At 60.0% G+C, this 22,788-nt stretch carries 25 protein-coding genes; 5 read left to right on the top strand and 20 right to left on the bottom strand.

What is annotated here, in order from left to right; translation table 11 throughout:
• Positions 1-5 precede the first annotated feature (5 nt).
• The 14 genes from pal to ACVWVP_RS18375 form a co-directional block, all read right to left on the bottom strand.
• Complete coding sequence (gene pal, locus ACVWVP_RS18440; RefSeq protein ID WP_003209827.1) at positions 6-506, bottom strand: peptidoglycan-associated lipoprotein Pal; 501 nt, start codon at positions 504-506, stop codon at positions 6-8.
• 55 nt (positions 507-561) lie between these two features.
• Positions 562-1,842: a Tol-Pal system beta propeller repeat protein TolB gene (gene tolB, locus ACVWVP_RS18435; protein WP_178921805.1), complete on the bottom strand. Its 1,281-nt coding sequence runs from the start codon at positions 1,840-1,842 to the stop codon at positions 562-564.
• A gap of 17 nt (positions 1,843-1,859) precedes the next feature.
• Positions 1,860-2,933, bottom strand: a complete 1,074-nt coding sequence (gene tolA / locus ACVWVP_RS18430) for a cell envelope integrity protein TolA (protein WP_178921803.1) — start codon at positions 2,931-2,933, stop codon at positions 1,860-1,862.
• Positions 2,933-3,385 (bottom strand): protein TolR, encoded by a 453-nt coding sequence (gene tolR, locus ACVWVP_RS18425; RefSeq protein ID WP_161634127.1) that lies wholly within the window; start codon positions 3,383-3,385, stop codon positions 2,933-2,935. The genes tolA and tolR overlap by 1 nt, the downstream gene beginning before the upstream one ends.
• A 23-nt stretch (positions 3,386-3,408) precedes the next feature.
• Positions 3,409-4,104 (bottom strand): protein TolQ, encoded by a 696-nt coding sequence (tolQ, locus tag ACVWVP_RS18420; RefSeq protein ID WP_010208111.1) that lies wholly within the window; start codon positions 4,102-4,104, stop codon positions 3,409-3,411.
• A 1-nt stretch (position 4,105) separates the two neighbouring features.
• Positions 4,106-4,561 (bottom strand): tol-pal system-associated acyl-CoA thioesterase, encoded by a 456-nt coding sequence (ybgC, locus tag ACVWVP_RS18415; RefSeq protein ID WP_015885610.1) that lies wholly within the window; start codon positions 4,559-4,561, stop codon positions 4,106-4,108.
• 139 nt (positions 4,562-4,700) lie between these two features.
• Positions 4,701-5,759 carry a Holliday junction branch migration DNA helicase RuvB gene (gene ruvB, locus ACVWVP_RS18410; RefSeq protein ID WP_176994308.1) on the bottom strand — a complete coding sequence of 353 codons (1,059 nt, stop codon included), beginning with the start codon at positions 5,757-5,759 and terminating at the stop codon, positions 4,701-4,703.
• Positions 5,760-6,371: a Holliday junction branch migration protein RuvA gene (gene ruvA / locus ACVWVP_RS18405; protein ID WP_178921801.1), complete on the bottom strand. Its 612-nt coding sequence runs from the start codon at positions 6,369-6,371 to the stop codon at positions 5,760-5,762.
• Positions 6,372-6,438: 67 nt separating this feature from the next.
• A complete protein-coding gene (gene ruvC, locus ACVWVP_RS18400) occupies positions 6,439-6,963 on the bottom strand; it encodes a crossover junction endodeoxyribonuclease RuvC (RefSeq protein ID WP_065908840.1) in 525 nt (174 codons plus the stop codon).
• A gap of 158 nt (positions 6,964-7,121) precedes the next feature.
• Positions 7,122-7,868 carry a YebC/PmpR family DNA-binding transcriptional regulator gene (locus tag ACVWVP_RS18395; RefSeq protein WP_178921799.1) on the bottom strand — a complete coding sequence of 249 codons (747 nt, stop codon included), beginning with the start codon at positions 7,866-7,868 and terminating at the stop codon, positions 7,122-7,124.
• A 135-nt stretch (positions 7,869-8,003) separates the two neighbouring features.
• Positions 8,004-9,779, bottom strand: coding sequence for an aspartate--tRNA ligase (gene aspS / locus ACVWVP_RS18390; protein ID WP_178921798.1), 1,776 nt, complete (start codon positions 9,777-9,779; stop codon positions 8,004-8,006).
• Between the two features lie 107 nt (positions 9,780-9,886).
• Entirely contained in the window at positions 9,887-10,108 is a 222-nt protein-coding gene (locus ACVWVP_RS18385) for an FmdB family zinc ribbon protein (protein ID WP_178921795.1), read from the bottom strand.
• A gap of 165 nt (positions 10,109-10,273) precedes the next feature.
• A complete protein-coding gene (locus ACVWVP_RS18380; RefSeq protein ID WP_178921793.1) occupies positions 10,274-10,615 on the bottom strand; it encodes a ribbon-helix-helix domain-containing protein in 342 nt (113 codons plus the stop codon).
• 182 nt (positions 10,616-10,797) lie between these two features.
• A complete protein-coding gene (locus ACVWVP_RS18375; protein WP_176994313.1) occupies positions 10,798-11,271 on the bottom strand; it encodes a Dps family protein in 474 nt (157 codons plus the stop codon).
• A 417-nt stretch (positions 11,272-11,688) separates the two neighbouring features.
• Between ACVWVP_RS18375 and ACVWVP_RS18370 the strand changes: the two genes are divergently transcribed.
• The gene (locus ACVWVP_RS18370; RefSeq protein ID WP_083356990.1) at positions 11,689-12,291 is read left to right on the top strand and encodes a cold-shock protein; all 603 of its coding nucleotides are present in this window, start codon (positions 11,689-11,691) and stop codon (positions 12,289-12,291) included.
• 81 nt (positions 12,292-12,372) lie between these two features.
• Here the strand turns inward: ACVWVP_RS18370 and ACVWVP_RS18365 are convergent, their stop codons facing one another.
• On the bottom strand, positions 12,373-12,579 hold the full coding sequence (locus ACVWVP_RS18365) for a SlyX family protein (RefSeq protein WP_015885618.1): 207 nt from the start codon (positions 12,577-12,579) through the stop codon (positions 12,373-12,375).
• A 16-nt stretch (positions 12,580-12,595) separates the two neighbouring features.
• Positions 12,596-13,021, bottom strand: coding sequence for an HIT domain-containing protein (locus tag ACVWVP_RS18360; protein ID WP_178921791.1), 426 nt, complete (start codon positions 13,019-13,021; stop codon positions 12,596-12,598).
• A 755-nt stretch (positions 13,022-13,776) separates the two neighbouring features.
• Here ACVWVP_RS18360 and ACVWVP_RS18355 point away from each other — a divergent pair.
• On the top strand, positions 13,777-15,048 hold the full coding sequence (locus ACVWVP_RS18355) for an OprD family porin (RefSeq protein WP_178921789.1): 1,272 nt from the start codon (positions 13,777-13,779) through the stop codon (positions 15,046-15,048).
• Between the two features lie 191 nt (positions 15,049-15,239).
• On the opposite strand, the gene ACVWVP_RS18350 is transcribed toward ACVWVP_RS18355, so the two are convergent.
• Together ACVWVP_RS18350 and ACVWVP_RS18345 are read right to left on the bottom strand one after the other, a co-directional pair.
• Positions 15,240-16,082, bottom strand: coding sequence for a mechanosensitive ion channel family protein (locus tag ACVWVP_RS18350; protein WP_178921788.1), 843 nt, complete (start codon positions 16,080-16,082; stop codon positions 15,240-15,242).
• A 136-nt stretch (positions 16,083-16,218) separates the two neighbouring features.
• The gene (locus ACVWVP_RS18345; RefSeq protein WP_457407520.1) at positions 16,219-16,704 is read right to left on the bottom strand and encodes a YajQ family cyclic di-GMP-binding protein; all 486 of its coding nucleotides are present in this window, start codon (positions 16,702-16,704) and stop codon (positions 16,219-16,221) included.
• Positions 16,705-16,827: 123 nt separating this feature from the next.
• Here ACVWVP_RS18345 and ACVWVP_RS18340 point away from each other — a divergent pair, with 123 nt between their 5' ends.
• The 3 genes from ACVWVP_RS18340 to ACVWVP_RS18330 are packed head-to-tail and all read left to right on the top strand — an operon-like array spanning position 16,828 to position 20,409.
• On the top strand, positions 16,828-17,745 hold the full coding sequence (locus ACVWVP_RS18340) for a putative 2-dehydropantoate 2-reductase (RefSeq protein WP_457407518.1): 918 nt from the start codon (positions 16,828-16,830) through the stop codon (positions 17,743-17,745).
• A gap of 46 nt (positions 17,746-17,791) precedes the next feature.
• Complete coding sequence (locus ACVWVP_RS18335; RefSeq protein WP_259174642.1) at positions 17,792-19,828, top strand: sensor histidine kinase; 2,037 nt, start codon at positions 17,792-17,794, stop codon at positions 19,826-19,828.
• Positions 19,829-19,830: 2 nt separating this feature from the next.
• Entirely contained in the window at positions 19,831-20,409 is a 579-nt protein-coding gene (locus ACVWVP_RS18330) for a cob(I)yrinic acid a,c-diamide adenosyltransferase (protein ID WP_259174643.1), read from the top strand.
• A gap of 124 nt (positions 20,410-20,533) precedes the next feature.
• Here ACVWVP_RS18330 and ACVWVP_RS18325 read toward each other — a convergent pair whose 3' ends face one another.
• Both ACVWVP_RS18325 and argJ read right to left on the bottom strand, forming a co-directional pair.
• Complete coding sequence (locus ACVWVP_RS18325; protein ID WP_457407516.1) at positions 20,534-21,478, bottom strand: Nudix family hydrolase; 945 nt, start codon at positions 21,476-21,478, stop codon at positions 20,534-20,536.
• Between the two features lie 13 nt (positions 21,479-21,491).
• Positions 21,492-22,709: a bifunctional glutamate N-acetyltransferase/amino-acid acetyltransferase ArgJ gene (gene argJ, locus ACVWVP_RS18320; protein WP_178921777.1), complete on the bottom strand. Its 1,218-nt coding sequence runs from the start codon at positions 22,707-22,709 to the stop codon at positions 21,492-21,494.
• Positions 22,710-22,788 lie beyond the last annotated feature (79 nt).

The following is a 22,788-nucleotide window of genomic DNA, read 5'->3' as shown; positions in this document are numbered from 1 at the left end:
ACGAATTACTTACGCAGTTCGACGCGACGGTTCTGAGCCCAGGACTGCTCGTCGTGGCCAGTAGCAACTGGACGCTCTTTACCGTAGGAAACCAGTTCCAGTTGGCCTGGAGCAACACCTTGCAGTACCAGGTAGCGCTGAACGGCTTTCGCACGACGCTCGCCCAGTGCCATGTTGTACTCACGAGTACCACGTTCGTCGGTGTTACCTTCCAGAACAACGCGAGCGCCGTTAGCTTTCAGGTCCTTCGCGTGAACGTCCAGAGCGCGCATGGCTTCTGGCTTCAGGTCCGAACTGTCGTATTCGAAGTAGAAAGTGGTGATAGCGCGCAGAGCAGCTTCTTCGCTCAGGGAGCCGTCAACTGCACCAGTGTTAGCGCCGTAACCAGCGTTTGGATCAACAGCTGCGCCTTCACCGGCATTGTCGCCGCCTTTAGACGAGCAACCAACGGCTACGGACAGAGCCAGAGCCAGAGCAGCAAACTTACCAAACTTCAGCATTTCCATCGTGAAACTCCTAATGAACCCCAGTGTGTTAAGCAAATCTTTTTGTAGCGCCGCGTCAGTTCAGGTAAGGGGACCAGGATGGTTCTCTGACTTCGCCTTGAGCGGTAGGAAGTGGGAGCCTTACACGTCCATTAATGGACACGAGCATCAAGACTCCCCGGCCCTGCTGGCGGGTGGCGTAGATTACCATGGTGCCGTTGGGCGCAACAGTGGCTGACTCATCAAGGTTGGTATCTGTAAGGATTTTTACCGTTCCACGCTGCAAATCCTGGGCCGCAACCCGGAAATTAGTGAAACCATCCTGACGGTGAATCATTACCAACGTCTTTTCATCGGCCGAAAGTTTAGGGTTGGCGTTGTAGTTACCAATAAAAGTAACACGCTCCGCACCACCACCATTCACATTAGCCTTGTAGACCTGTGGCTTGCCGCCTCGGTCAGAGGTGAAGTAAATGGTCGAACCATCCTTGCCCCAGAACGGTTCGGTGTTGATGCCCGGGCCGCTGGTTGCACGCGTGATCTGGCGCGTGGCCATGTTCATCACGTAGATATCCGGGTTGCCGTCCTTGGACAGCACGAACGCCAGGCGCGAACCATCCGGTGACCAGGCAGGCGCGCCGTTGAGGCCTTCGAAGTTGGTGATCTGCTCACGACGGCCAGTATCGATGTGCTGGACGAAGATACGCGGACGCTTCTGTTCGAAAGACACGTAGGCAATACGCTTGCCGTCCGGCGCAAAGCGCGGCGACAGGATTGGCTCACGGGATTGCAGCAAGGTCACGGCACGGGCGCCGTCGTAGTCCGAACGCTGCAAAGTGTAACGAGTGTTGTCTACAGAGAAACGCTCAGCCGTAACGTACAGCAGGCGTGTCGAGAACGCACCCTTGATACCGGTGAGTTTTTCAAACGACTGGTCCGAAATGTAGTGGGCCATGTCGCGAATCTGCTCGGCGGTACCCGAGACGCTGCCGGTCAGGACCTGCTGCTCGGTGGCCACGTTGAACAGCGTGTACTGGATCTGCAGGCGACCGCCGGCTGGCACGATGTTGCCCACCATCAGGTACTGCGCGCCCACGGCTTTCCAGTCGCGGAAGATGACTTCGCTGGCCTGGGTCGGCTGGCTGATCATGTTGCCTTTGTCGATTGGCGCGTAGTAACCGGAGTTGCGCAGGTCGTCGCTGACGATCTGGGCCATGTCGTCCGGCAGCACGCTGCCGCCCTGCCAGCCAAACGGTACGACGGCAATCGGGGTGGCCCGATCGCTGCCGCTGGTGACCAGGATGTTCTTTTCATCCGCCGCCGCTATCCCTGCCATACAGCAAATAACGACAAGCATTCCTCGAAGAATGTTTCTCACGGGGCTAGATCCTCAGGTGTGAATGTCATCTTGAATGAACGATAGGGAGCGAAGTCACTTGGTTTCATTCCCTGCATCTCGGTCAACCGGCCAATGTTCTTGACCGCTGCAACCGCCGAACTGTCGAACGATCCATCGCCACTGGAACTGGCCACGCCGACCGAAGCCACCGTACCGTCCGGCAACATACCGATCTGCAGTACCACTTTCATGCCTTTGCGTGCCGAAGGTGGACGTGTCCAGCCTTCTGCTGCCCGCGCTCGAATCAGGTCGTCGAAACTGCCTGCGACTTGATCGCCCTGCTCATCGGCCAAGGCTTGCTGACGCTGCGGCGTGTCGGAGAGCAAGTCTGCCAAGGCCTGGGCCTTTTTCTCTTCGGCGGATTTGCGCGCTGCTTCCTGGGCCTTTTTCTTGGTGGCGTCGGCGGCAGCTTTCTTCTTCGCGTCGTCGGCGATTTTCTTCTTCGCCTCGTCTGCTTCAGCTTTTTTCTTGGCGTCTTCGGCGGCTTTCTTCTTCGCGTCTTCGACTATCTTTTTCTTGGCGTCTTCAGCGGCCTTTTTCTTGGCCTCTTCTTCGGCAGCTTTCTTCGCTTCGTCTTCGGCTTTCTTCTTGGCTATATCAGCCAATTGTTTCTCTTCGGCCTTTTTCGCTTCGGCAGCTTTCTCGGCTTTCTTGGCTTCATCAGCCTTTTTCGCCTCGTCGGCCTTCTTCGCTTCGTCAGCCTTTTTCGCTTCCTCGGCCTTTTGAGCCGCCTCTTCTTTCTTTTGTTCCGCAGCAGCCTTCACCGCTTCCTGCTCGACCTTCTTCTGTTCCATCTGCTCGACTTCAGTCTGGCGCGCAGCCGACTTCTGGGCCTCACCCGCAATCTTCTGATTGGTCTGGGTGGTGGCCTGGCTCTTCGATTTCAGCTGATACAGGGTCGCCTGCACGATCGGCTTGGCTGGCGGCAGGTCCGGAGTCATGGCAAAGCTGACGAACAGCATGCCAAACACCAGGACGTGCAGGGCAATTGCCCAGACGCTAGGCCAGAAGTAGCTTTCCGAGGCGGACGGCTCTCGCTGTTGCTGCATCAGGGCGCCTCGGTAATCAAGCCAACGTTACCCACGCCGGCCTTCTGCAGCCCGCCCATGGCGCCCATGACGGAGCCGTAGTCGACCGCCTTGTCACCGCGGATGAAGACCTGGGTGTGCTTGCCGCCTTCGTTGCCGGAGCGAATGATCTTGGTCACCGCATCGGTCATCGCCGGCAAGGTCAGCGCCTTGTCCTGCTGCTTCTGAGTGTCGACTTCGCTGCCAAGGTTCCAGTAATAGGTCTTGTCGGACTTGATCGAAATGGTCAGCACCTGGGTGTTGTTGTCCTGGGGCAAGGCTTCGCTGGAAACCTTGGGCAGGTCAACCTTCACACCCTGGTTGAGCATCGGCGCGGTCACCATGAAAATCACCAGCAGCACCAGCATCACGTCGATGTAAGGCACTACGTTCATCTCGGCGACCGGCTTGCGCTTGGTGCGTGCTCGAGTGATTAAAGCCATCGGGAAATACCTGCTTATTCTTCGCTGGTGTGCACTTTACGGTGCAGGATCGCCTGGAATTCGTCGGCGAAGGTGTAGTAACGGCCAATCAGGTTTTCGCCACGGGCGGCAAAACGGTTGTAGGCGATTACTGCGGGGATGGCAGCGAACAGGCCGATCGCGGTGGCGATCAGGGCTTCGGCGATACCCGGGGCCACGGTGGCCAGGGTCGCTTGCTGGGCCTGGGCCAGGCCACGGAAGGAGTTCATGATGCCCCATACGGTACCGAACAGGCCGATGTACGGGCTCACGGAACCGACGGTAGCGAGGAACGGCAGGCTCTGCTCCAGCTTCTCTTCTTCGCGGGAGATGGCAACGCGCATGGCACGGGCCACGCCCTCCATGACCGCTTCCGGGTCAACACCAGGCTGCTGGCGCAGACGGGAGAATTCCTTGAAGCCGGCGCGGAAGATCTGCTCGACGCCCGAATCCGGGTCCGGGTTGCTGCCGGCCTGGCGATACAGCTTGGACAGGTCGATCCCCGACCAGAAGCGCTCCTCGAAGCTCTCCAGGGCACGTCGACCGGCACGCAGCAGGTTGCTGCGCTGAAAAATCATGACCCAAGAGGTAACCGATGCGGCTACCAGGGTCAGCATGACCAGTTGAACCACGACACTGGCATTGCTGACCAGGCTCCACATGGAGGAATGGTCGACGACGGTAGGTTCCACGCTAAATCTCCTGCTTTGATTGTTTACCCGCGCCGCTTACGTCGGCAAAGGCCGCACGTAGAGCTTCGGGAATGGCCCGGGGTTTCAAACTATTGGTGCGCACACAGGCCACCAGGAACTGCCCCTCACAGAGCAGCGTTGCATCCGTCGCCCGCCTGACCTGCTGTTTGAAGCGCAGGCTGACACGGTTCAATTCGATTACTTCAGCGCTGACCAACAATTCGTCGTCCAGCCGCGCCGGCGCGTGATACCGCGCCTCGCTGGAATGCACGACAAATAACAGGTCCTCCCCTGCCAGCTGGGATTGGGCAAAGCCCAGCTCCCGTAGCCGCTCGGTTCGAGCCCGCTCCATGAACTTGAGGTAGTTGACGTAATACACGATGCCGCCCGCATCGGTGTCCTCGTAATAAACGCGACAGCGATGTGCGAACGACTGATCCCCGTTTTGCGCGCGCATACTCTAGTGCTTACTCCTCAGGTTGCCAATCCGGCAGGGCAACTGTTTTTTCATCCATCGAAACATTTCCAGTCACTGAGTGACGACACCAGCCACTAGGACAGCACAAACTTCAGATAAATCGACTGGCGTGACCTTTTTAATCGTCCACTGCATCGAGGAATTCGTCTACCACGGGCATCTCACCCAATCGTGACGGAATGTTTAACCCAAAGTGCAAATAGGCATGGCGCGTCACCACTCGCCCCCTTGGCGTGCGCATGATGTAACCCTGCTGGATCAGGTAAGGCTCCAGCACGTCCTCGATGGTATGACGCTCCTCGCTGATGGCCGCCGCCAGGCTGTCCACACCCACCGGGCCACCGTCGAACTTCTCGATCATGGTCAGCAGCAGGCGTCGGTCCTGGTGATCGAAGCCGTGCTCGTCCACGTCCAGCAGGTTCAAGGCCAGGTCGGCCACGGCCTTGGTGATGTGCCCCTTGGCCCGCACTTCGGCAAAATCGCGCACACGGCGCAGCAAACGGTTGGCAATTCGCGGCGTGCCACGGGCGCGGCGCGCGATTTCAAACGCGCCTTCCGGGTCCAGCGGCAAACCGAGAATCCCCGCCGAGCGGCTGACAATGGTCGCCAGGTCGCCGGTGCTATAGAACTCTAGACGTTGAACAATGCCGAAACGGTCTCGCAACGGGTTGGTCAGCATGCCCGCACGGGTTGTGGCCCCCACCAGGGTGAACGGCGGCAGGTCGAGCTTGATCGAGCGCGCGGCAGGGCCTTCGCCGATCATGATGTCGAGCTGGAAGTCTTCCATGGCCGGGTACAGCACTTCTTCGACGATGGGCGAGAGCCGGTGGATCTCGTCGATAAACAGCACGTCATGGGGTTCAAGGTTGGTCAGCAGCGCCGCCAGGTCGCCCGGACGCTCCAGCACCGGACCGGAAGTGGACTTGATCGACACCCCCATTTCCTGGGCGATGATGTTGGCCAGGGTGGTCTTGCCCAGGCCGGGCGGGCCGAAGATCAACGTATGGTCCAGGGACTCACTGCGCCCGCGCGCCGCCTGGATGAACAACTCCATCTGCTCGCGCACGGTGGGCTGGCCGATGTAGTCGGCCAGGCTCAGGGGACGGATGGCCCGGTCCTGGATTTCTTCGCGGTCGCGTGGGCCGGTGGCCGCGATCAGACGATCAGCTTCAATCACTTAAATCATTCCCTTCAGGGCTCGGCGGATCATGTCTTCGCTGCTCAGGTTCTTGTCCTTGATGGCCGACACGGCCTTGCTGGCCTCCTGCGGCTTGTAGCCCAGGGAGATCAGCGCGCTGACCGCATCGCTTTCGGCACTGGCCACCTGGCTTGCCGGCATATCCGGCTGGTTCGGCACCAGGGCAAACATGCTCGGCGCGACTTCCCAGGCCTTGAAGCGGTCCTTGAGTTCCACCAGCAGGCGCTCGGCGGTCTTCTTGCCGACACCCGGCACCTTGGTCAGGGCCGAGGTGTCCTGGGCGGAAACCGCACGCACCAGCTCATCCACTTCCAGGCTCGACATCAACGCCAGGGCCAGCTTGGGCCCCACGCCGTTGAGGCGGATCAGCTCACGAAAGAAGTCACGGTCGCGCTTGCCAATGAAACCATAGAGCAATTGCGCATCTTCGCGCACAACGAGGTGGGTATGCAGGGTCAGCGGCTCGCCGACTGACGGAAGGCGATACAGGGTGGTCATGGGCACTTCCAGCTCATAGCCCAACCCATTCACATCCAGAATCAGGTGCGGCGGCTGTTTCTCAGCCAGGGTGCCGCGCAAGCGTCCAATCACGGTTCGAATCCTTAAAGCGTAGGGTCAGATCAAGGCCTGACCGGAAAAAACGATTGCGCTGATGCTATCAGAGACGCAGCCGCCCGCCACGACTGCGTGCAGTGCCCAGACCGTGAGGCAACAGGCTGGAGCGGGTATGGGCGTGGCAAATGGCGATGGCCAGGGCGTCGGAGGCGTCGATTTGCGGTTTGGCGGTGAGCTTGAGCATGTGCATGACCATCATCTGCACCTGCTCCTTGTTGGCTGCACCGGTGCCGACCACGGCCTGCTTGACCTGGGTCGCGGTATATTCGGCAATCTCCATGCCCTCCTCCGCCCCGGCCACGATGGCCGCGCCACGGGCCTGGCCAAGCTTCAGCGCGGAGTCGGCATTTTTGGCCATGAACACCTTTTCGATGCCCATGGTGACCGGCCCGTAGGTCTGGATCACTTCCCGTACACCGCGATAGACGATCTGCAGGCGCTCGGCCAACTCGCCTGCGCCGGTGCGGATGCAGCCCGAAGCGACGTAGATGCAGCCGCGAGGGGTTTGTTGCACCACGCCAAAACCGGTGATGCGCGAACCGGGGTCGATACCTAGGATTAAAGTCATAACGCCTGCGGGTTGGGTAAACACAATTTCTGCTACAAAGAAGATCCAATGTGGGAGCGGGCTTGCCCACGAAGACGGTGGATCAGCCAATATTTTCAGCGACTGGTACACCGCATTCGCGGGCAAGCCCGCTCCCACATTTTGATCTACGTCTGGCCTCAGCTTAGCTGTGCGGCGACTTCTTCCGGGATATCGGCATTCGAATACACGTTCTGCACATCATCCAGGTCTTCGAGCATATCCAGCATCTTCAGCACTTTCTGCGCGCCATCCAGGTCCAGCTCGGCGCTGGTGGTCGGCAGCATCACGATTTCCGCGTCTGTGCCTTTGAACCCGGCCGCTTCCAGCGCGTTACGCACGGCGTAGAAGCTGGCAAACGAGGTAAACACGTCGATGGAGCCATCTTCGTTGGTCACCACGTCATCGGCATCAGCTTCCATGGCCGCTTCCATCAGCGCGTCTTCGTCCGTACCCGGGGCGAAGGAGATCTGCCCCTTGCGCTCGAACAGATAGGCCACCGAACCGTCGGTGCCGAGGTTGCCGCCGCACTTGCTGAACGCATGGCGCACGGCCGCTGCGGTGCGGTTGCGGTTGTCGGTCATGCACTCGACCATCACCGCCACGCCACCCGGGCCGTAGCCTTCGTAGCTCAGCTCGACCATGTCGTCGGTGTCGGCAGCACCGGCACCACGGGCCACGGCGCGATCGATGATGTCGCGGCTCATGTTCGCGCCCAGGGCCTTGTCCAGCGCCAGGCGCAGACGCGGGTTGGAACCCGGGTCACCACCACCCTGGCGGGCGGCGACGGTCAGTTCGCGGATCCACTTAGTGAAAATCTTGCCTTTCTTGGCATCCTGACGCTCTTTGCGGTGCTTGATGTTCGCCCACTTGGAATGGCCAGCCATAACACAACTCCGAAATTCTGTAGAAACCTTGATCAACCCCGCCCCAGGCGGGAGGTAGTCCTTTAACGCAAAGGCGCATCCGAAGATGCGCCCTTTTAGACTGCGTAAACCTCAGTGCGCTTTCACGCAGTGGCCTTACTCAGCCTTTGGCGTCTCACGCAGACGGATGTGCAGTTCGCGCAAGGCCTTGGCATCCACCACGCCCGGAGCCTGGGTCATGACGTCCGCAGCACTCTGGGTTTTCGGGAAGGCGATCACTTCACGGATCGACTGGGCGCCGGTCATCAGCATCACCAGACGGTCCAGGCCAAACGCCAGGCCACCGTGCGGCGGTGCGCCGTACTTCAGGGCGTCGAGCAGGAAGCCGAATTTCTCTTCCTGTTCCGCTTCGTTGATACCCAACAGGCGGAATACCGCTTGCTGCATCTCTTTACGGTGGATACGGATCGAACCGCCACCCAGTTCAGTGCCGTTGAGCACCATGTCGTAGGCACGGGACAACGCGCCAGCCGGGTTGGCTTCCAGCTCGGCCGGGGAGCACTTCGGCGCGGTGAACGGGTGGTGCAGGGCGCTGAAGCTGCCGTCGTCGTTCTCTTCGAACATCGGGAAGTCAACGACCCACATCGGGGCCCATTCGCAGGTCAGCAGGTTCAGGTCGTGACCCAGCTTGATGCGCAGCGCGCCCAGGGCTTCGCTGACGATCTTGGCCTTGTCGGCACCGAAGAACACGATGTCGCCGTCGACTGCACCGACGCGGTCGAGGATCGCGTTCAGGTTGTCCAGCGGGATGTTTTTCACGATCGGCGATTGCAGGCCGTCAATGCCGTTGGCGCGCTCGTTGACCTTGATGTACGCCAGGCCCTTGGCACCGTAGATGCCGACGAACTTGGTGTAGTCGTCGATCTGCTTGCGCGGCATGCTCGCGCCACCTGGCACGCGCAGGGCGGCAATGCGGCATTTAGGGTCGTTGGCCGGGCCGCTGAACACCTTGAACTCGACTTCCTTGAGCTGGTCGGCCACGTCCACCAGTTCCAGCGGGTTACGCAGGTCTGGCTTGTCGGAACCGTAGCGGCGCATGGCTTCTTCGAAGGTCATGTGCGGGAAATCACCGAACTCCAGGTTCAGTACTTCCTTGAACAGGTTGCGGATCATCTGCTCGGTCAGGCCCATGATCTCTTTTTCATCGAGGAAGCTGGTCTCGATGTCGATCTGGGTGAATTCCGGCTGGCGGTCGGCGCGCAGGTCTTCGTCGCGGAAGCACTTGGCGATCTGGTAGTAACGGTCGAAGCCGGCCACCATCAGCAATTGCTTGAACAGCTGCGGCGATTGCGGCAGGGCGAAGAACGAACCGGCGTGAGTACGGCTCGGCACCAGGTAGTCACGCGCGCCTTCCGGGGTGGCCCGGGTCAGGATCGGCGTTTCCACGTCCAGGAAGCCGTTTTCGTCGAGGAAACGGCGGATGCTGGTGGTCATGCGCGAACGCAGGCGCAGCTTCTCGGCCATTTCCGGACGACGCAGGTCCAGGAAGCGGTAGCGCAGGCGAGTTTCCTCACCGACGTCGGAGAATTCGTTGAGTGGGAACGGCGGGGTTTCCGACTCGTTCAGCACTTCCAGCTCATAGCCCAGCACTTCGATGCCGCCGGACGCCATGTTCTTGTTCACGGCACCGGCCGGACGCAGGCGAACCTTGCCGGTGATCTTCACGACGTATTCGCTGCGCACGCGGTCGGCAGCGGCGAAGCTTTCGGCGCGGTCCGGGTCGAACACCACCTGGGCCAGACCATCACGATCACGGATATCGAGGAAAATCACCCCGCCGTGGTCGCGGCGACGGTGAACCCATCCGCAAAGGGTGATTTCCTGACCTTCCAGGGTCTCGTTCAGTTGGCCGCAATAGTGGCTGCGCATCATGGTAGTGGTTTCACTTCTCGTAATTCGAAATTCGGTGGAGGCCTGCCTCGTCACCGTACATTAAAGCAGGGGACGGATAATGCAGGAGCCTGCGCGTTGAGTTCAACTCAGTCTGCTTTGTCGCCGCCCGCCAGGTTCTTCTTCGAGCCGGTCTTGAAGTCGGTCTCGTACCAGCCGCCGCCACTCAGGCGGAAGCCTGGCATGGACAACATCTTCTTGAGGTCCGGCGCCTGGCAGGCCGGGCAATCGACCAGCGGCGCGGCGCTGATCTTCTGAATGGCTTCCAGCTGATGACCACAGGAAGCACATTGGTAGTCGTACATGGGCATGGCGATGTCTCGGCGATCAGAACGTTACTGCGCCACGCCTGTTCCGGGGCAACCCCTGCATGCGCAGCAAAGCGCGGGATTATATCTGTTAAATCGAGGCAGCGCAGCCGGCTTTCTGCCCCGGGCCGCGCCGCCCGTGAAGCGGGCCGGCCCCGGGCAGGCAGATTACTCCGGGTTGTGCGAACAGGCGCGGCCCGCGAGCACGTGAACCACGCACACGACCCTGACCAGCCCGCTGAAGTTCTTCACCCCGCCATAGCGCAAATGCACTTCCCGGTCGACGTAGGACAACAACGCGCTGACCGAACAGGCGTTGATCCTGGCGATCTCCGTGAGGATGTTCCAATAGATCAGCTCAAGCCGCAGGCAGGTGGAAAACCCATTGAGCCTCACCGACCGGGACAACGGCTTGGCCAGCCCCATGTCGAACCCCTTGGCAAAGGGGTCGATCTTTATCTTATGAAAACCACCGGCTTCCATCACTCCATTACCCACTCCGCGTGACATACACCTGACACTCCATTGCCAAACAGCCGCCCATGGGTTTCTCCCATTGGGCAATGGGCCTTATCAAACAGCAGGAAACAAAAGGCAGCCAGAAGACGGGGAGCTGAACGTTGTAGGACAACGCCAGGAAGCGCAGAGAAACAAGTGGGCGGCGCCAGGACAGCGCCACCCGGTAGGTAGGGTTACTGGTTTTCGAGCAGGGAACGCAGCATCCACGCGGTTTTCTCGTGAACCTGCATGCGCTGGGTCAACAGGTCGGCTGTCGGCTCGTCGCTGACCTTGTCAAGCAACGGGAAGATACCTCGTGCAGTTCGCGTGACCGCCTCCTGACCCGCCACCAGTTGCTTGATCATCTCTTCGGCACTGGGCACGCCCTCCTCTTCCTTGATGGACGACAGGCGGGCATAGATCGAATAGGCACCCGGCGCCGGAAACCCCAGGGCACGGATGCGCTCGGCGATGGAGTCCACGGCCAGCGCCAGTTCGTTGTACTGCTCTTCAAACATCAAGTGCAGCGTGCGAAACATGGGGCCCGTGACGTTCCAGTGGAAGTTGTGGGTCTTCAAATACAGTACATAGGTATCGGACAGCAGCCGTGAAAGCCCATCGACGATGGATTTACGGTCTTGTTCGCTGATACCAATATCGATTGCCATGTTTTTCCCCTTCAATTGACGAGCATTCATTGATCAGGTGCAGGACCACTCTAGCAAGAGTGCAGACGGCATGCAGCCCGATGCCCGGGTACAAGGTGCGGCAAATCGCCCCCACGTGCGAATGACGCCGGTCCGCACTAGGTAGGAAACATCGCCAAAAGCACGCTGAAAAGCCCGCACCTGTCTAGGACAAGTGTTTGACGCAGAAATGCCCTGCTCGCTGTAACACCCCGAAATGCTTGATTTGAGTAGGCACAGCCTTTGCTGTTAAATAGACGACGTGTGGCTGCCGTTATCGTTCTGCGGCACGTCACATAGGCTGATAACCGCGCACGTGCTCAACGCCTCCCATTGTTCAGAAGCGAACCGTGCCAGTCAGCTCTTCCGCGTGATCCATCTTAAAGTGAGTTAATCAAAATGTTGAAAATCGTCCACCTGCTAACGGGCGTTGCAGCGTTGCTGCTGTCCTTTATACCGAGCTTGCAACAGGGAAGCCCTCCCTACCTGGAACAACACGACGCTCTGTACCTGGCCTTGTTCGGCCTTCTTAACCTGACGCTGGCTCCAGTGATTCCTTACTGGAACAAAGGCACGCGTCATCAACTGCAAAACCTGGTCAGTGCGCTGCTGGTGCTGACCGTTGTCGTACAAACCCTCACCCTCCTGGCACCGATGCCTGAAGTGGGCGGCCATCCGGCCATCCTGCTCAGCCTGGTGATTGCTGTGGTCGCCATCGTTCTTCACCTGGCCATCAGCTTCTACCGTTCGTCCCCTGCGGCCGCCTCGCAAAACTACGACATGACCAACCGGGATACCGGGACCGTCAAGTGGTTCAACACCTCCAAAGGCTTCGGCTTTATTTCCCGCGATTCGGGCGACGACATTTTCGTCCATTTCCGGGCTATCCGCGGCGAAGGCCATCGTGTCCTGGTCGAAGGCCAGCGCGTGGAGTTTTCCGTCATGAACCGTGACAAGGGCCTGCAAGCCGAAGACGTGATCGCGGCACTGCCACGTCGCTGATTGCACCCTCGCCACAAAAAAACCGCGACCCAGCCTTGCTGGATCGCGGTTTTTTAATGCCCGGCTATCAGTGGCGAACCATTAATAGTGTGGCGGTGGCGCTTCTTCTTCCGAGGTCTCGAACTGGCCGCCCATTTCTTCCTGACGCTTGAGCAGTGCAGTCATCTGCAGTTGCAGGCGTTCGACCGCCCGCTGCTGGGTGACGAGAATGTCGTTGAGGGTCTCGATGGTGTCGTCCTGGAAAGCCAGGCGGCTTTCCAGGTCCGTCACACGGTCTTGCAAATCCATAAGTCAGTCCTGCCACTCAAGCGTGGGAAAAGATGAAGTCAGCCGGTAACAGTTCACGCAAGCGCGCGCGAATCGCGGCCACCTGATCCTCGGTGTAAGGCTGCGCCGGATGCTTGCCCCATACCGGAGCAGGCCAGGCAGCGTCATCACGCCTGCGCACAATCACATGCACATGCAACTGGCTGACGACGTTACCCAGCGCACCAATGTTCATCTTGTCGGCGGCCAGGCCTTCGTTCAGCACTTGCGCCAAGGCCGTCGTTTCCCGCCACAACGTTTGTTGATCGGCGACATCCAGTTGAAACACTTCGCTGATACCGTTGATGCGCGGCACCAGGATGAACCATGGATAGTTCGAGTCATTGGACAGCAGCAGGCGGCACAGCGGGAAGTCCCCGATGGCCAGTGTGTCTTGTTGCAGGCGTTGATCTAGGGCGAACACCGCGGGCACTCCGTTCGGCAGGTCAGTTTCAAGGGCCCAGCATACCTGCGAATGCCCGGGGCTTCACGGCGAATACAGCTCGAACAATGAGCGCCTGGGCCAGATCCGGCAAAAAATACTGCACCCTTTCGAGGCAGTCCGATATTTGAGCTACGCTAGACCGGGCCTCAACGGGACGCACCAAAATGACCCACCTGTGCCTCAAAGGGATCCGCCAAGTACCCACTCATGAGGGTGAACCGGTAACGTTTTTGCCAGGCACGGGTTTTGTGTACCCCCGAACCGATGGAATGGCTGGGCGTCAAGCCCAAACCAAACGGCGTAAAAAGCCCGTGCTTATGCGGTTTTTACATTGCTGTAACGCTTTTCACGAAAAAATGACATTCGGTTACCGGTTTGTGCACGCTTGTTGCATTCACCCACACATCGTCGGCAACGACACGCGCCAGGAGGCCGGTGTTTCGCGATAAAAAACAGTAGCGTTTCAATGCGTATCAAGGACGGAATCAAACTTCCAAAGGGTTTGAAAACAGCATTGAAGTTGTCAGTCCGGGAACATTCGGACTGTGAATTTGCGACATGGAGCTAGCAATTTACGACAGCCTCGTAAAGAAGCTGAAAGGATAGATGGGTAAGTATCGTCAATAGAGTCTGCGTGATATAACTTTGCGCCGACACAAAAAAGAAAGAGCCGCCCAGATAAAAATACAGGTGGGACGGCAGTACTCTTCCTAAAACCAAAGGAGCAAATCACGATGCGCGTGATGAAGTGGAGCATGATCGCCCTGGCTGTTTCAGCAGGCACCTCGCAGTTCGCAATGGCGTCCGCCCAGGACGATTCCAAGGGCTTTGTTGAAGACAGCACTTTCAGCATCAACACTCGCCTCCTGAACTTTGGTCGCGACTTCCGTAACAACGACACCGGCAAAAGCCGCGTCAACGAAACCGGCCTGGGCTTCAACGGCCTGTTCCAGTCGGGCTACACCCAAGGCACCATCGGTGTCGGTGTTGACGTCATCGGCCTGCTGGGCGTGAAACTGGACAGCGGCAAGGGTCGTTCGGGCACTGGCCTGTTCCCAACCGGTTCGGACGGTCGTGCACAAGACGATTACTCCAAAGGCGGCGGCGCTGTTAAGTTCCGCATCTCCGACACCGTGCTGAAAGTCGGCGACCAATACACCACCGCTCCTGTCTTCGCTTCCGATGACAGCCGTTTGCTGCCAGAGCTGCCACAAGGTATCTCGATCACCAGCAACGAAATCAAAGGCCTGAAACTCGAAGGCGGTCACTTCACTTCCAGCGTGGCACAAGCACAGACTTACCGTGACAGCCTGGGCCTGACCAAAACCGACTTCATCGGTGGTGTCTATGCCCTGACTCCAGAAGTCAGCGCCAGCCTGTACTACGCGAAGACTGAAGACTACTGGAAGAAAACCTACGCCAACCTGAACTGGACTCACGCGCTGAGCAACGACCAGTCCCTGGCCGTTGACTTCAACATCTACAGCACCAAGAGCGATGGCGCCGGCCTGCAACGCGCAGAAAAAGACGGCACCACCAAACTGGATAACCGTGCGTACAGCCTGCAAGGCGCGTACACCATCCAGGCTCACACCTTCACCCTGGCCTACCAGAAAGTCAGCGGCGACGGTGACTACGGCTACGGCGTAGACGGCGGCGGCACGATCTTCCTGGCCAACTCCATCGCCCGTTCCGACTTCAACGCTGAAGACGAGAAATCGTTCCAGGCTCGCTACGACCTGAACATGGCCACCTTCGGCGTGCCAGGCCTGAGCTTCATGACTCGTTACGTGAAAGGTACCGGCGCGAACACCGCCGACACCTCGAACGGCAAAGAGTGGGAACGCGACATCGAAGCCAAATACGTGATCCAGAGCGGCCCGGCAAAAGACCTGAGCCTGCGCGTACGTCAAGCGACCTATCGTTCGTCTGACGGCGTGTACTACGGTTCGGCGTCCATCGACGAACTGCGTCTGATCGCGCAATACCCGCTGAACATCTTGTAATAGCTCGTTTGATTACAACGATGGCTTAAGGCTTCGGCCTTAAATAAAAAGCCGCCCCCTTGCAAACAAGGGGGCGGCTTTTTTATTGCTGTTTTATTTCAATCGAAAAATAACTAGCAAGCTAACTAACGAGATTAACCCGTCGACCTCGAACCTGACCTTTTGGCCAAGTTCGATGCCCCTGCACTTAGTTACTTCGTAACACTTTCCTGCATCACTCGAATAACTCGCTGTGGAAATGGAATATCAATCCCGGCAGCCTTCAAGCGGTCACGTGCAAGTTCATTGAGCATGAACACTACATCCCAGTAATCCGCCGTTTTGGTCCAGCAACGCAGGGAAACCGTGATCGAGCTGTCCCCCAGGGTCGACACCACCGCCACCGCAGCCGGATCGGCCAATACCCGTGGATCTTTGGCCAGTTCCAGCAGGACTTCACGCGCCTTCTGCAAGTCGGCTTCGTAGTCCACGCCCACGTCGAATACCACTTTGCGCGTCGGCTGACGGTTGGTGTTGGTGATCAGGCCGTTCGACAGGCTGCCGTTGGGGATGATCACGGTCTTGTTGTCGCCGGTGCGCAACACGGTATGGAAGATCTGGATGCTGTCGACCGTGCCCGACGTGCCCTGTGCTTCGATCCAGTCACCAATGCGGAACGGGCGGAACAGCAGGATCAGCACGCCGCCGGCAAAGTTCGCCAGGCTGCCTTGCAGCGCCAAGCCGATGGCCAGGGTGGCGGCACCGATCGCGGCAACGAACGAGGTGGTCGCCACGCCGATCATCGACGCCACGTTGACCACCAGCATGACCTTGAGCGCAATGTTCGCCAGGCTGGTGATGAAGTGTTGCAGCGCCAGGTCTGCGTTACGCAGGGCCAGCAAACGCCCCACTCGATGAGTCAATACGTTGATCAACCACCAGCCGATGGCCAGGGTGATCACCGCCAGCAAAAACCGGCTGCCGTATTCCATGATCATCGGGATCCACGATTCCGAGGTCTTGATCAGGTGATCCACTTCAGCGTTCAAATCCATCTACATTCTCCTGTCTAGCGGATGTTCGGTGTTTTCAGGTGCCCAAAAATGCAATTGAGCCCCGCAGGGCTCAATAGTAGGCAATGGCTCTGGGGCGTGGGACGCCAAAAACGCCCTCAGGTTCCCCAAAGTGCCATCAGTCGCGAAAGTTATTGAACTGCAGCGGCATGTCGAAGGTCTTGGCGCGCAGGGCCGCGATGGCGTCTTGCAGATCGTCACGCTTCTTGCCGGTAACGCGCACCTGCTCACCCTGGATGGCGGCCTGGACCTTGAGCTTGGCGTCCTTGATATGGGCCACGATCTTTTTCGCCAGCTCCTTGTCGATGCCTTCCTTGAGCGTCGCTTCCTGCTTCATCAGCTTGCCGGAAGCGTAGGCGTCCTTGACTTCAAGGCATTGCACGTCGATCTTGCGCTTGACCAGGGACAGCTTGAGGATTTCGATCATCGCTTCCAGCTGGAAATCGGCTTCAGCGGTCAGGTTGACAGTCAGTTCCTTTTCCTTGAACTCGAAGCTGCCCTTGCCTTTCAAGTCATAGCGACGGTCCAGTTCCTTGACGGCGTTCTCGACGGCGTTGGTGACTTCGTGTTTGTCCAGTTCGGATACCACGTCGAACGAAGGCATGTCATTTCTCCAATATAAGGGGCGGGCTCAGTAGAGATGGAGCGCGCCCGAGCTAAAATGCCGGGGCATTATAGCGGTTCTTTCGCCCCGTTCATCGTGGGCGCCCCAACGGAGCACAAACAGATGTCGACCACCTGGCACATTCTCGGCGCGGGCAGCCTGGGCACTCTCTGGGCCACACGCCTGGCCCGTGCAGGCGTGCCCGTCCGGTTGATACTGCGCGATGAAGCACGCTTGGCCAGCTACCAGGCGGCAGAAGGCCTGACCCTTGTAGAACAGGGTGTCTCGAATACCTACCCGGTAATCGGCGAAACGCCCGACAGCCCGGGGCCGATTCATCGCCTGCTGGTAGCGTGCAAAGCCTACGACGCCCAAAGCGCCGTCGCACAGTTGCAGCACCGGCTTGTACCGGACGCCGAACTGGTCCTGCTGCAAAACGGCCTCGGCAGCCAGGACGCGGTGGCGGCCCAGTTACCCCAGGCCCGCTGCATGTTCGCCTCCAGCACCGAAGGTGCGTTTCGCGACGGTGACTGGCGCGTGGTGTTTGCCGGTCATGGCTATACGTGGCTGGGGGACGCTGCCCATCCAACACCCCCGCTGCTGCTCGAAGACCTGAGCGCTGCCGGCATCCCCCACGAATGGAGCACCGACATCCTCACCCGCCTGTGGCGCAAGCTGGCCCTCAATTGCGCGATCAACCCGCTGACCGTGCTGTATCAATGCCGTAACGGCGGCTTGCAGGCCCATCAGTGCGAAGTGGCGACCCTGTGTGCGGAGCTGGCCGAACTGCTGGAGTGCTGCGGCCAACCCGCAGCCGCCCACGACCTGCACAGCGAAGTGGAACGGGTGATCCAGGCCACCGCTGCCAACTACTCCTCGATGTATCAGGACGTGGCCAACGCCCGACGCACCGAAATCAGCTACCTGCTCGGGTACGCTTGCCTCGCGGCGGCTCGCCATCAATTGACCCTGCCGCACCTGCAACAAGTGCAAGCGCGCCTGGTCGAGCAGTTGCGCGCACGCGGATTGCCCAGCGACTGAACCACGCGCTACCCTGACTACTTGTCTATTGCCTGCGAAAAACCTGATGCCACTGCGCCAGCGTCTAGAAAACCTACCGGTCGGGCAGAAACTGCTGGCCGCCTTGCTGGTGCTGCTCACCACCGTGTTGCTGGTGGCCAACCTGACTTTTATCAGTGCGGCCTACTGGATCTCCCAGGAAAGCATGGCGCCCCAGGCCCTCCAGGCCATTGGTCGGCTGGTGTCCAACCCGGCGCTCGCCGCCGAAGCCCTCGAATCCCCCTCCAAGGCCGACGCGCTCCTTAACGAACTGACCAGCTATTCACCGCTGCGCGCGGCGGCGCTGTACGACGGCGAAGGCAACCGCCTGGCCCAGATGCAACACGGCGATCGCCTGCACTTGCCGGACAACTACCGGCACATCGAAGCCTGGCGCGTCACCGAGTTTCGCAGTAACCAGGTCATCACCCTGCCCCGTGCCGGCCAGCCTTCCGGGCACCTGCTGCTGGTGGCCAGCAGTGAGCTGCCGGTGGCCTTCTACACCGGCACATTGACCGCCAGCCTGGGCATCCTGATTTTCAGTGTGCTGTTGTGGCTGATCATCGCCCGTCAGATCAAGCGCCTGATCACCCGGCCGATCCACGAACTGGAAGAGCTGTCGCGCCAGGTCACCCGCGAAGAGAACTACGCCCTGCGCGCCGGCCGTGGCAACCACGACGAAATCGGCAGCCTGGCCGAAGCCTTCAACACCATGCTGTCACGCATCGAAGCCCGTGAGCAGCAGCTCAAGCGCGCCCGTGACGATTCCCAGGCCGCCTACGACCAGGCCCAGGGCCTGGCCGAAGAAACCCGCCACACCAACCGCAAGCTGGAACTGGAAGTCCAGGTGCGCAGCAAGATCGAGAAAAAACTCACCGGTTTCCAGAACTACCTCAATAGCATCATCGACTCGATGCCCTCGGCGCTGATCGCCCTGGACGAACAGCTCTACGTGACCCAGTGGAACCAGGAAGCCAGCGCGCTTTCCGGCACGCGCCTGGATGAAGCGCTGAACCAGCCGATTTTCCTCGCCTTCCAGCCGCTCAAGCCCTACCTGCCCCAGATCAAGGCCACGGTCGAACAACACACGGTGGAACGCATCGAGCGGGTCACCTGGGTCAAGGACGATGAGCCCAAGCATTACGCCCTGACCTTCTACCCGCTGATGGGTGGTGCCGGGCGCGGCGTGGTGATCCGCATCGACGACATTACCCAGCGCCTGTCCCTGGAAGAAATGATGGTGCAGTCGGAAAAAATGCTCTCGGTGGGTGGGCTCGCCGCTGGCATGGCCCACGAGATCAACAACCCCCTGGGTGCGATCCTGCACAACGTACAGAACATCCGCCGGCGCTTGTCCCCCGACCTGCCCAAGAACCTGGAGCAGGCCGAACAGGCCGGCATCGAGCTGGACACCGTCAACCGCTACCTGCAAAGCCGCGAGGTGCCGCAACTGCTCGACGGCATCCAGCAAGCCGGTGCACGGGCGGCGAAGATCGTCACCCACATGCTCAGTTTCAGCCGGCGCAGCAACCGGCAGATGGCGCCTTGCGACCTGCCCGCGCTGATTGACCAGGCGGTGGAGATCGCCGGTAACGACTTCGACTTGACCATCGGCTTCGACTTCAAGGGCCAGGCGATCATCCGCCAGTTCGACCCGCAACTGGGCCCCGTGCCCGGCACCGCCAACGAACTGGAGCAGGTACTGCTCAACCTGTTGAAAAACGCCGCCCAGGCGATCCACCTGCGCGAAGACGACAGCGAGCCTGGGCGCATCATCCTGCGCACCCGGCTCAACCCGCCGTGGGCGGAAATCCAGGTGGAAGACAACGGCATCGGCATGAGCGAAAACGTGCGCAAGCGCACCTTCGAGCCCTTCTTCACCACCAAGGAAATCGGCCAGGGCACCGGGCTTGGGCTGTCGGTGTCGTACTTCATCATCACCAACAACCACAAAGGCCAGATGGAAGTGCACTCCACGCCGGGCCAAGGTACGTGCTTTACCTTGCGCTTGCCGCTGGCCGGCAGCCAACTGCCCCCCTACGAACTTACCCAACTGGAGCACTGACCATGGGCTTTCGCCTGTCGAAGATCTACACCCGTACCGGCGACAAGGGCGAAACCGGCCTGGGCGATGGCCGCCGTGTGCCCAAGGACCACCCACGGGTGGAGGCCATTGGCGAGGTCGATACGCTGAACAGTCAGTTGGGGTTGCTGTTGGCCAACCTGGAAGAACAGAGCGGCAAGCACCCTGAACTCAAGGACGTGATCGAAGTGCTTACGCCTTGCCAGCATCGCTTGTTCGATCTGGGCGGCGAGCTGGCGATGCCGGTGTACAAGGCGTTGAATGCCGCTGAAGTGGACCGATTGGAAGCGGCGATTGACCGCTGGAACGAGGAAGTGGGGCCGCTGGAGAACTTCATCCTGCCCGGGGGTTCGGCGCTGATTGCCCAAGCCCATGTATGCCGCAGCCTGGCGCGCAGTGCAGAGCGGCGGTGTCAGCAGTTGAATGCGGTGGAACCGTTGGACGGCGTGGGGTTGGCGTATATCAATCGGCTGTCGGACTTGCTGTTTGTGGCAGCGCGGGTGATTGCCAGGCGCCAGGGTGTGGCGGAGGTGTTGTGGCAGGCGGCTGCCAAACCCCATTAGTTTTCAGTGCCTGATCTGACGCCTTCGCGAGCAAGCCCGCTCCCACATTCGACCGCATTCCAAAGGTAGAACTCGGTCAAGTGTGGGAGCGGGCTTGCTCGCGAAGAGGCCCGTCAGAACACCATCAAACCTCAGGCCAGAACGCCCGGATGCCAGCAACACCCTGGGCACCGGCTTCCCAAGCCTGCTCCCGCTCAGCCGGCCCAACGCCACCCAGCAGAAACACCGGCTTGCTGAACCCACTGATCAAAAGCGCCGCCTGCTCCCACCCCAACGGCTGCGCGTCAGGATGAGTCTGGGTCGATTGCACCGGCGACAGCGTGACAAAATCCACGTCCATCAACTCGGCCAGCGCCAGTTCCTCGGCATTGTGGCAAGAAGCCGCCAACCAGCGGTCCTTGGGCAGCGGCCGGCCTTTGCTCGCGTATTTGCGCAGTTGCGCCGAGGTCATGTGCCAGCCCGCCGAGGGGAAATCCCCCAACCACTCAAAGGGCCCCTTGAGCATCAGTTGCGCCTTGCCCGCACACAGGCCCACGGCGTCCACCGCCAAGTCCCGGTATTTAGGGTCGTAGCCGTTGGGCGCACGCAGTTGAACCAGCTTGATGCCACCGGCAATGGCTTTCTGGATACCGCGCAACAATGCGGGGGTTTCCAGCTCGCCAGGCGTGATCAAGTACTCGGCAGGCAAACGCGCTGCGGCAACGATGGGCGCATTGGCTGCCGGGAACTCGTAGTTGATCAGGTCCCGCTGGGCCACCCATTCCAACGGCTGCCCTTCGGCACCATGGGGTTCGCCGGTAAAGGCCGAGACTTCCCAGACATCCAGTAATACCTGTTTGTCCGGGTAGTCATGCTGCACCTTGATCAACGGGCGCGCCGCCGTGACCTGAATGCCCAGCTCTTCCTGCAATTCGCGGGACAGGGCGGTTTCAACCGACTCATCGGCTTCCACCTTACCCCCGGGAAACTCCCAGAGGCCGCCCTGATGCTGGGTATCGGCGCGGCGCGCCAGCAGGATCCTGCCGTCGACACCGCGGATCACCGCTGCTGCTACATGCACTCGTTTCACCGCGCTTATCCTCTTAGGTACGGTATTCCGCGTTGATCTTCACGTACTCGTGGGACAGGTCAGTGGTCCAGATGGTTTCGCTGCACTCACCGCGGCCCAGCTCGATGCGGATGGTGATTTCTTCCTGCTGCATCACCGCCGAGCCCTGGGCTTCGGTGTAGGTCTCGGCACGCGCGCCACGGCTGGCGATGCACACGCCGCTCAGGAACACGTCGATCTTGCTCACGTCCAGGTCTGGCACGCCGGCACGGCCGACGGCAGCCAGGATACGGCCCCAGTTCGGGTCGGAGGCGAACAGCGCGGTCTTGATCAGTGGCGAATGCGCCACGGTGTAACCCACGTCCAGGCATTCCTGGTGGTTGCCGCCGCCATTGACTTCAACGGTGACAAACTTGGTCGCGCCTTCACCGTCACGCACGATGGCCTGGGCCACGTCCATGCACACTTCGAACACCGCCTGCTTCAACGCCGCGAACAGCGGGCCGCTGGCCTCGGTGATTTCCGGCAGGTTGGCCTGGCCGGTGGCGATCAGCATGCAGCAGTCGTTGGTGGAGGTGTCGCCATCGATGGTGATGCGGTTGAACGACTTGTTGGCGCCGTCCAGGATCAGGCTGTGCAGCACGTCACGGGAGACTTTGGCGTCAGTGGCGATGTAACCGAGCATGGTGGCCATGTTCGGACGGATCATGCCTGCGCCCTTGCTGATGCCAGTTACAGTGACGGTGACGCCGTCGTGTACGAACTGGCGGCTCGCGCCTTTTGGCAGGGTGTCGGTGGTCATGATGCCGGTGGCGGCGGCAGCCCAGTTATCCACAGACAGGTCGTCCAGCGCGGCTTGCAGGGCACCTTCGATCTTCTCGACCGGCAGCGGCTCGCCGATCACGCCGGTGGAGTACGGCAACACTTGGCTGGCATCAACCCCAGCAAGCTGGGCCAGCTTGGCGCAGGTGCGCGCAGCGGCCACCAGGCCTGGCTCGCCGGTCCCGGCGTTGGCATTACCGGTGTTGGTCAGCAGGTAACGAATGTTACCGGCTACGCGCTGCTTGGCCAGGATCACCGGTGCTGCGCAGAACGCATTGAGGGTGAACACGCCAGCGACGGTTGAACCTTCGGCACAGCGCATCACCACCACATCCTTGCGCCCCGGGCGCTTGATGCCGGCCGAAGCGATACCGAGTTCAAAACCGGCGACCGGGTGCAAAGTGGGCAAAGGACCAAGACCAACAGCCATGAATGCGCTCCTTAAAAATGAGGTGATATCTGTGCCGTCGTAAGCGACGGTGAAATTAATGGCAAAACGCCGCGACGGC

The organism is Pseudomonas sp. TE24901, from assembly GCF_054058375.1.
Note: the sequence above shows the minus strand (reverse complement) of the source record. Positions and strands in the feature narration are given on the sequence as shown.

Bases quoted from the DNA above. Each gene is read 5' to 3' on its own strand.
- pal (WP_003209827.1), bottom strand. From the start codon at position 506: ATGGAAATGCTGAAGTTTGGTAAGTTTGCTGCTCTGGCTCTGGCTCTG.
- tolB (WP_178921805.1), bottom strand. From the start codon at position 1,842: ATGCTTGTCGTTATTTGCTGTATGGCAGGGATAGCGGCGGCGGATGAA.
- tolA (WP_178921803.1), bottom strand. From the start codon at position 2,933: ATGCAGCAACAGCGAGAGCCGTCCGCCTCGGAAAGCTACTTCTGGCCT.
- ybgC (WP_015885610.1), bottom strand. From the start codon at position 4,561: ATGCGCGCGCAAAACGGGGATCAGTCGTTCGCACATCGCTGTCGCGTT.
- ruvC (WP_065908840.1), bottom strand. From the start codon at position 6,963: ATGACTTTAATCCTAGGTATCGACCCCGGTTCGCGCATCACCGGTTTT.
- ACVWVP_RS18395 (WP_178921799.1), bottom strand. From the start codon at position 7,868: ATGGCTGGCCATTCCAAGTGGGCGAACATCAAGCACCGCAAAGAGCGT.
- aspS (WP_178921798.1), bottom strand. From the start codon at position 9,779: ATGATGCGCAGCCACTATTGCGGCCAACTGAACGAGACCCTGGAAGGT.
- ACVWVP_RS18385 (WP_178921795.1), bottom strand. From the start codon at position 10,108: ATGCCCATGTACGACTACCAATGTGCTTCCTGTGGTCATCAGCTGGAA.
- ACVWVP_RS18380 (WP_178921793.1), bottom strand. From the start codon at position 10,615: ATGTCACGCGGAGTGGGTAATGGAGTGATGGAAGCCGGTGGTTTTCAT.
- ACVWVP_RS18375 (WP_176994313.1), bottom strand. From the start codon at position 11,271: ATGGCAATCGATATTGGTATCAGCGAACAAGACCGTAAATCCATCGTC.
- ACVWVP_RS18370 (WP_083356990.1), top strand. From the start codon at position 11,689: ATGTTGAAAATCGTCCACCTGCTAACGGGCGTTGCAGCGTTGCTGCTG.
- ACVWVP_RS18365 (WP_015885618.1), bottom strand. From the start codon at position 12,579: ATGGATTTGCAAGACCGTGTGACGGACCTGGAAAGCCGCCTGGCTTTC.
- ACVWVP_RS18355 (WP_178921789.1), top strand. From the start codon at position 13,777: ATGCGCGTGATGAAGTGGAGCATGATCGCCCTGGCTGTTTCAGCAGGC.
- ACVWVP_RS18350 (WP_178921788.1), bottom strand. From the start codon at position 16,082: ATGGATTTGAACGCTGAAGTGGATCACCTGATCAAGACCTCGGAATCG.
- ACVWVP_RS18345 (WP_457407520.1), bottom strand. From the start codon at position 16,704: ATGCCTTCGTTCGACGTGGTATCCGAACTGGACAAACACGAAGTCACC.
- ACVWVP_RS18340 (WP_457407518.1), top strand. From the start codon at position 16,828: ATGTCGACCACCTGGCACATTCTCGGCGCGGGCAGCCTGGGCACTCTC.
- ACVWVP_RS18335 (WP_259174642.1), top strand. From the start codon at position 17,792: ATGCCACTGCGCCAGCGTCTAGAAAACCTACCGGTCGGGCAGAAACTG.
- ACVWVP_RS18330 (WP_259174643.1), top strand. From the start codon at position 19,831: ATGGGCTTTCGCCTGTCGAAGATCTACACCCGTACCGGCGACAAGGGC.
- argJ (WP_178921777.1), bottom strand. From the start codon at position 22,709: ATGGCTGTTGGTCTTGGTCCTTTGCCCACTTTGCACCCGGTCGCCGGT.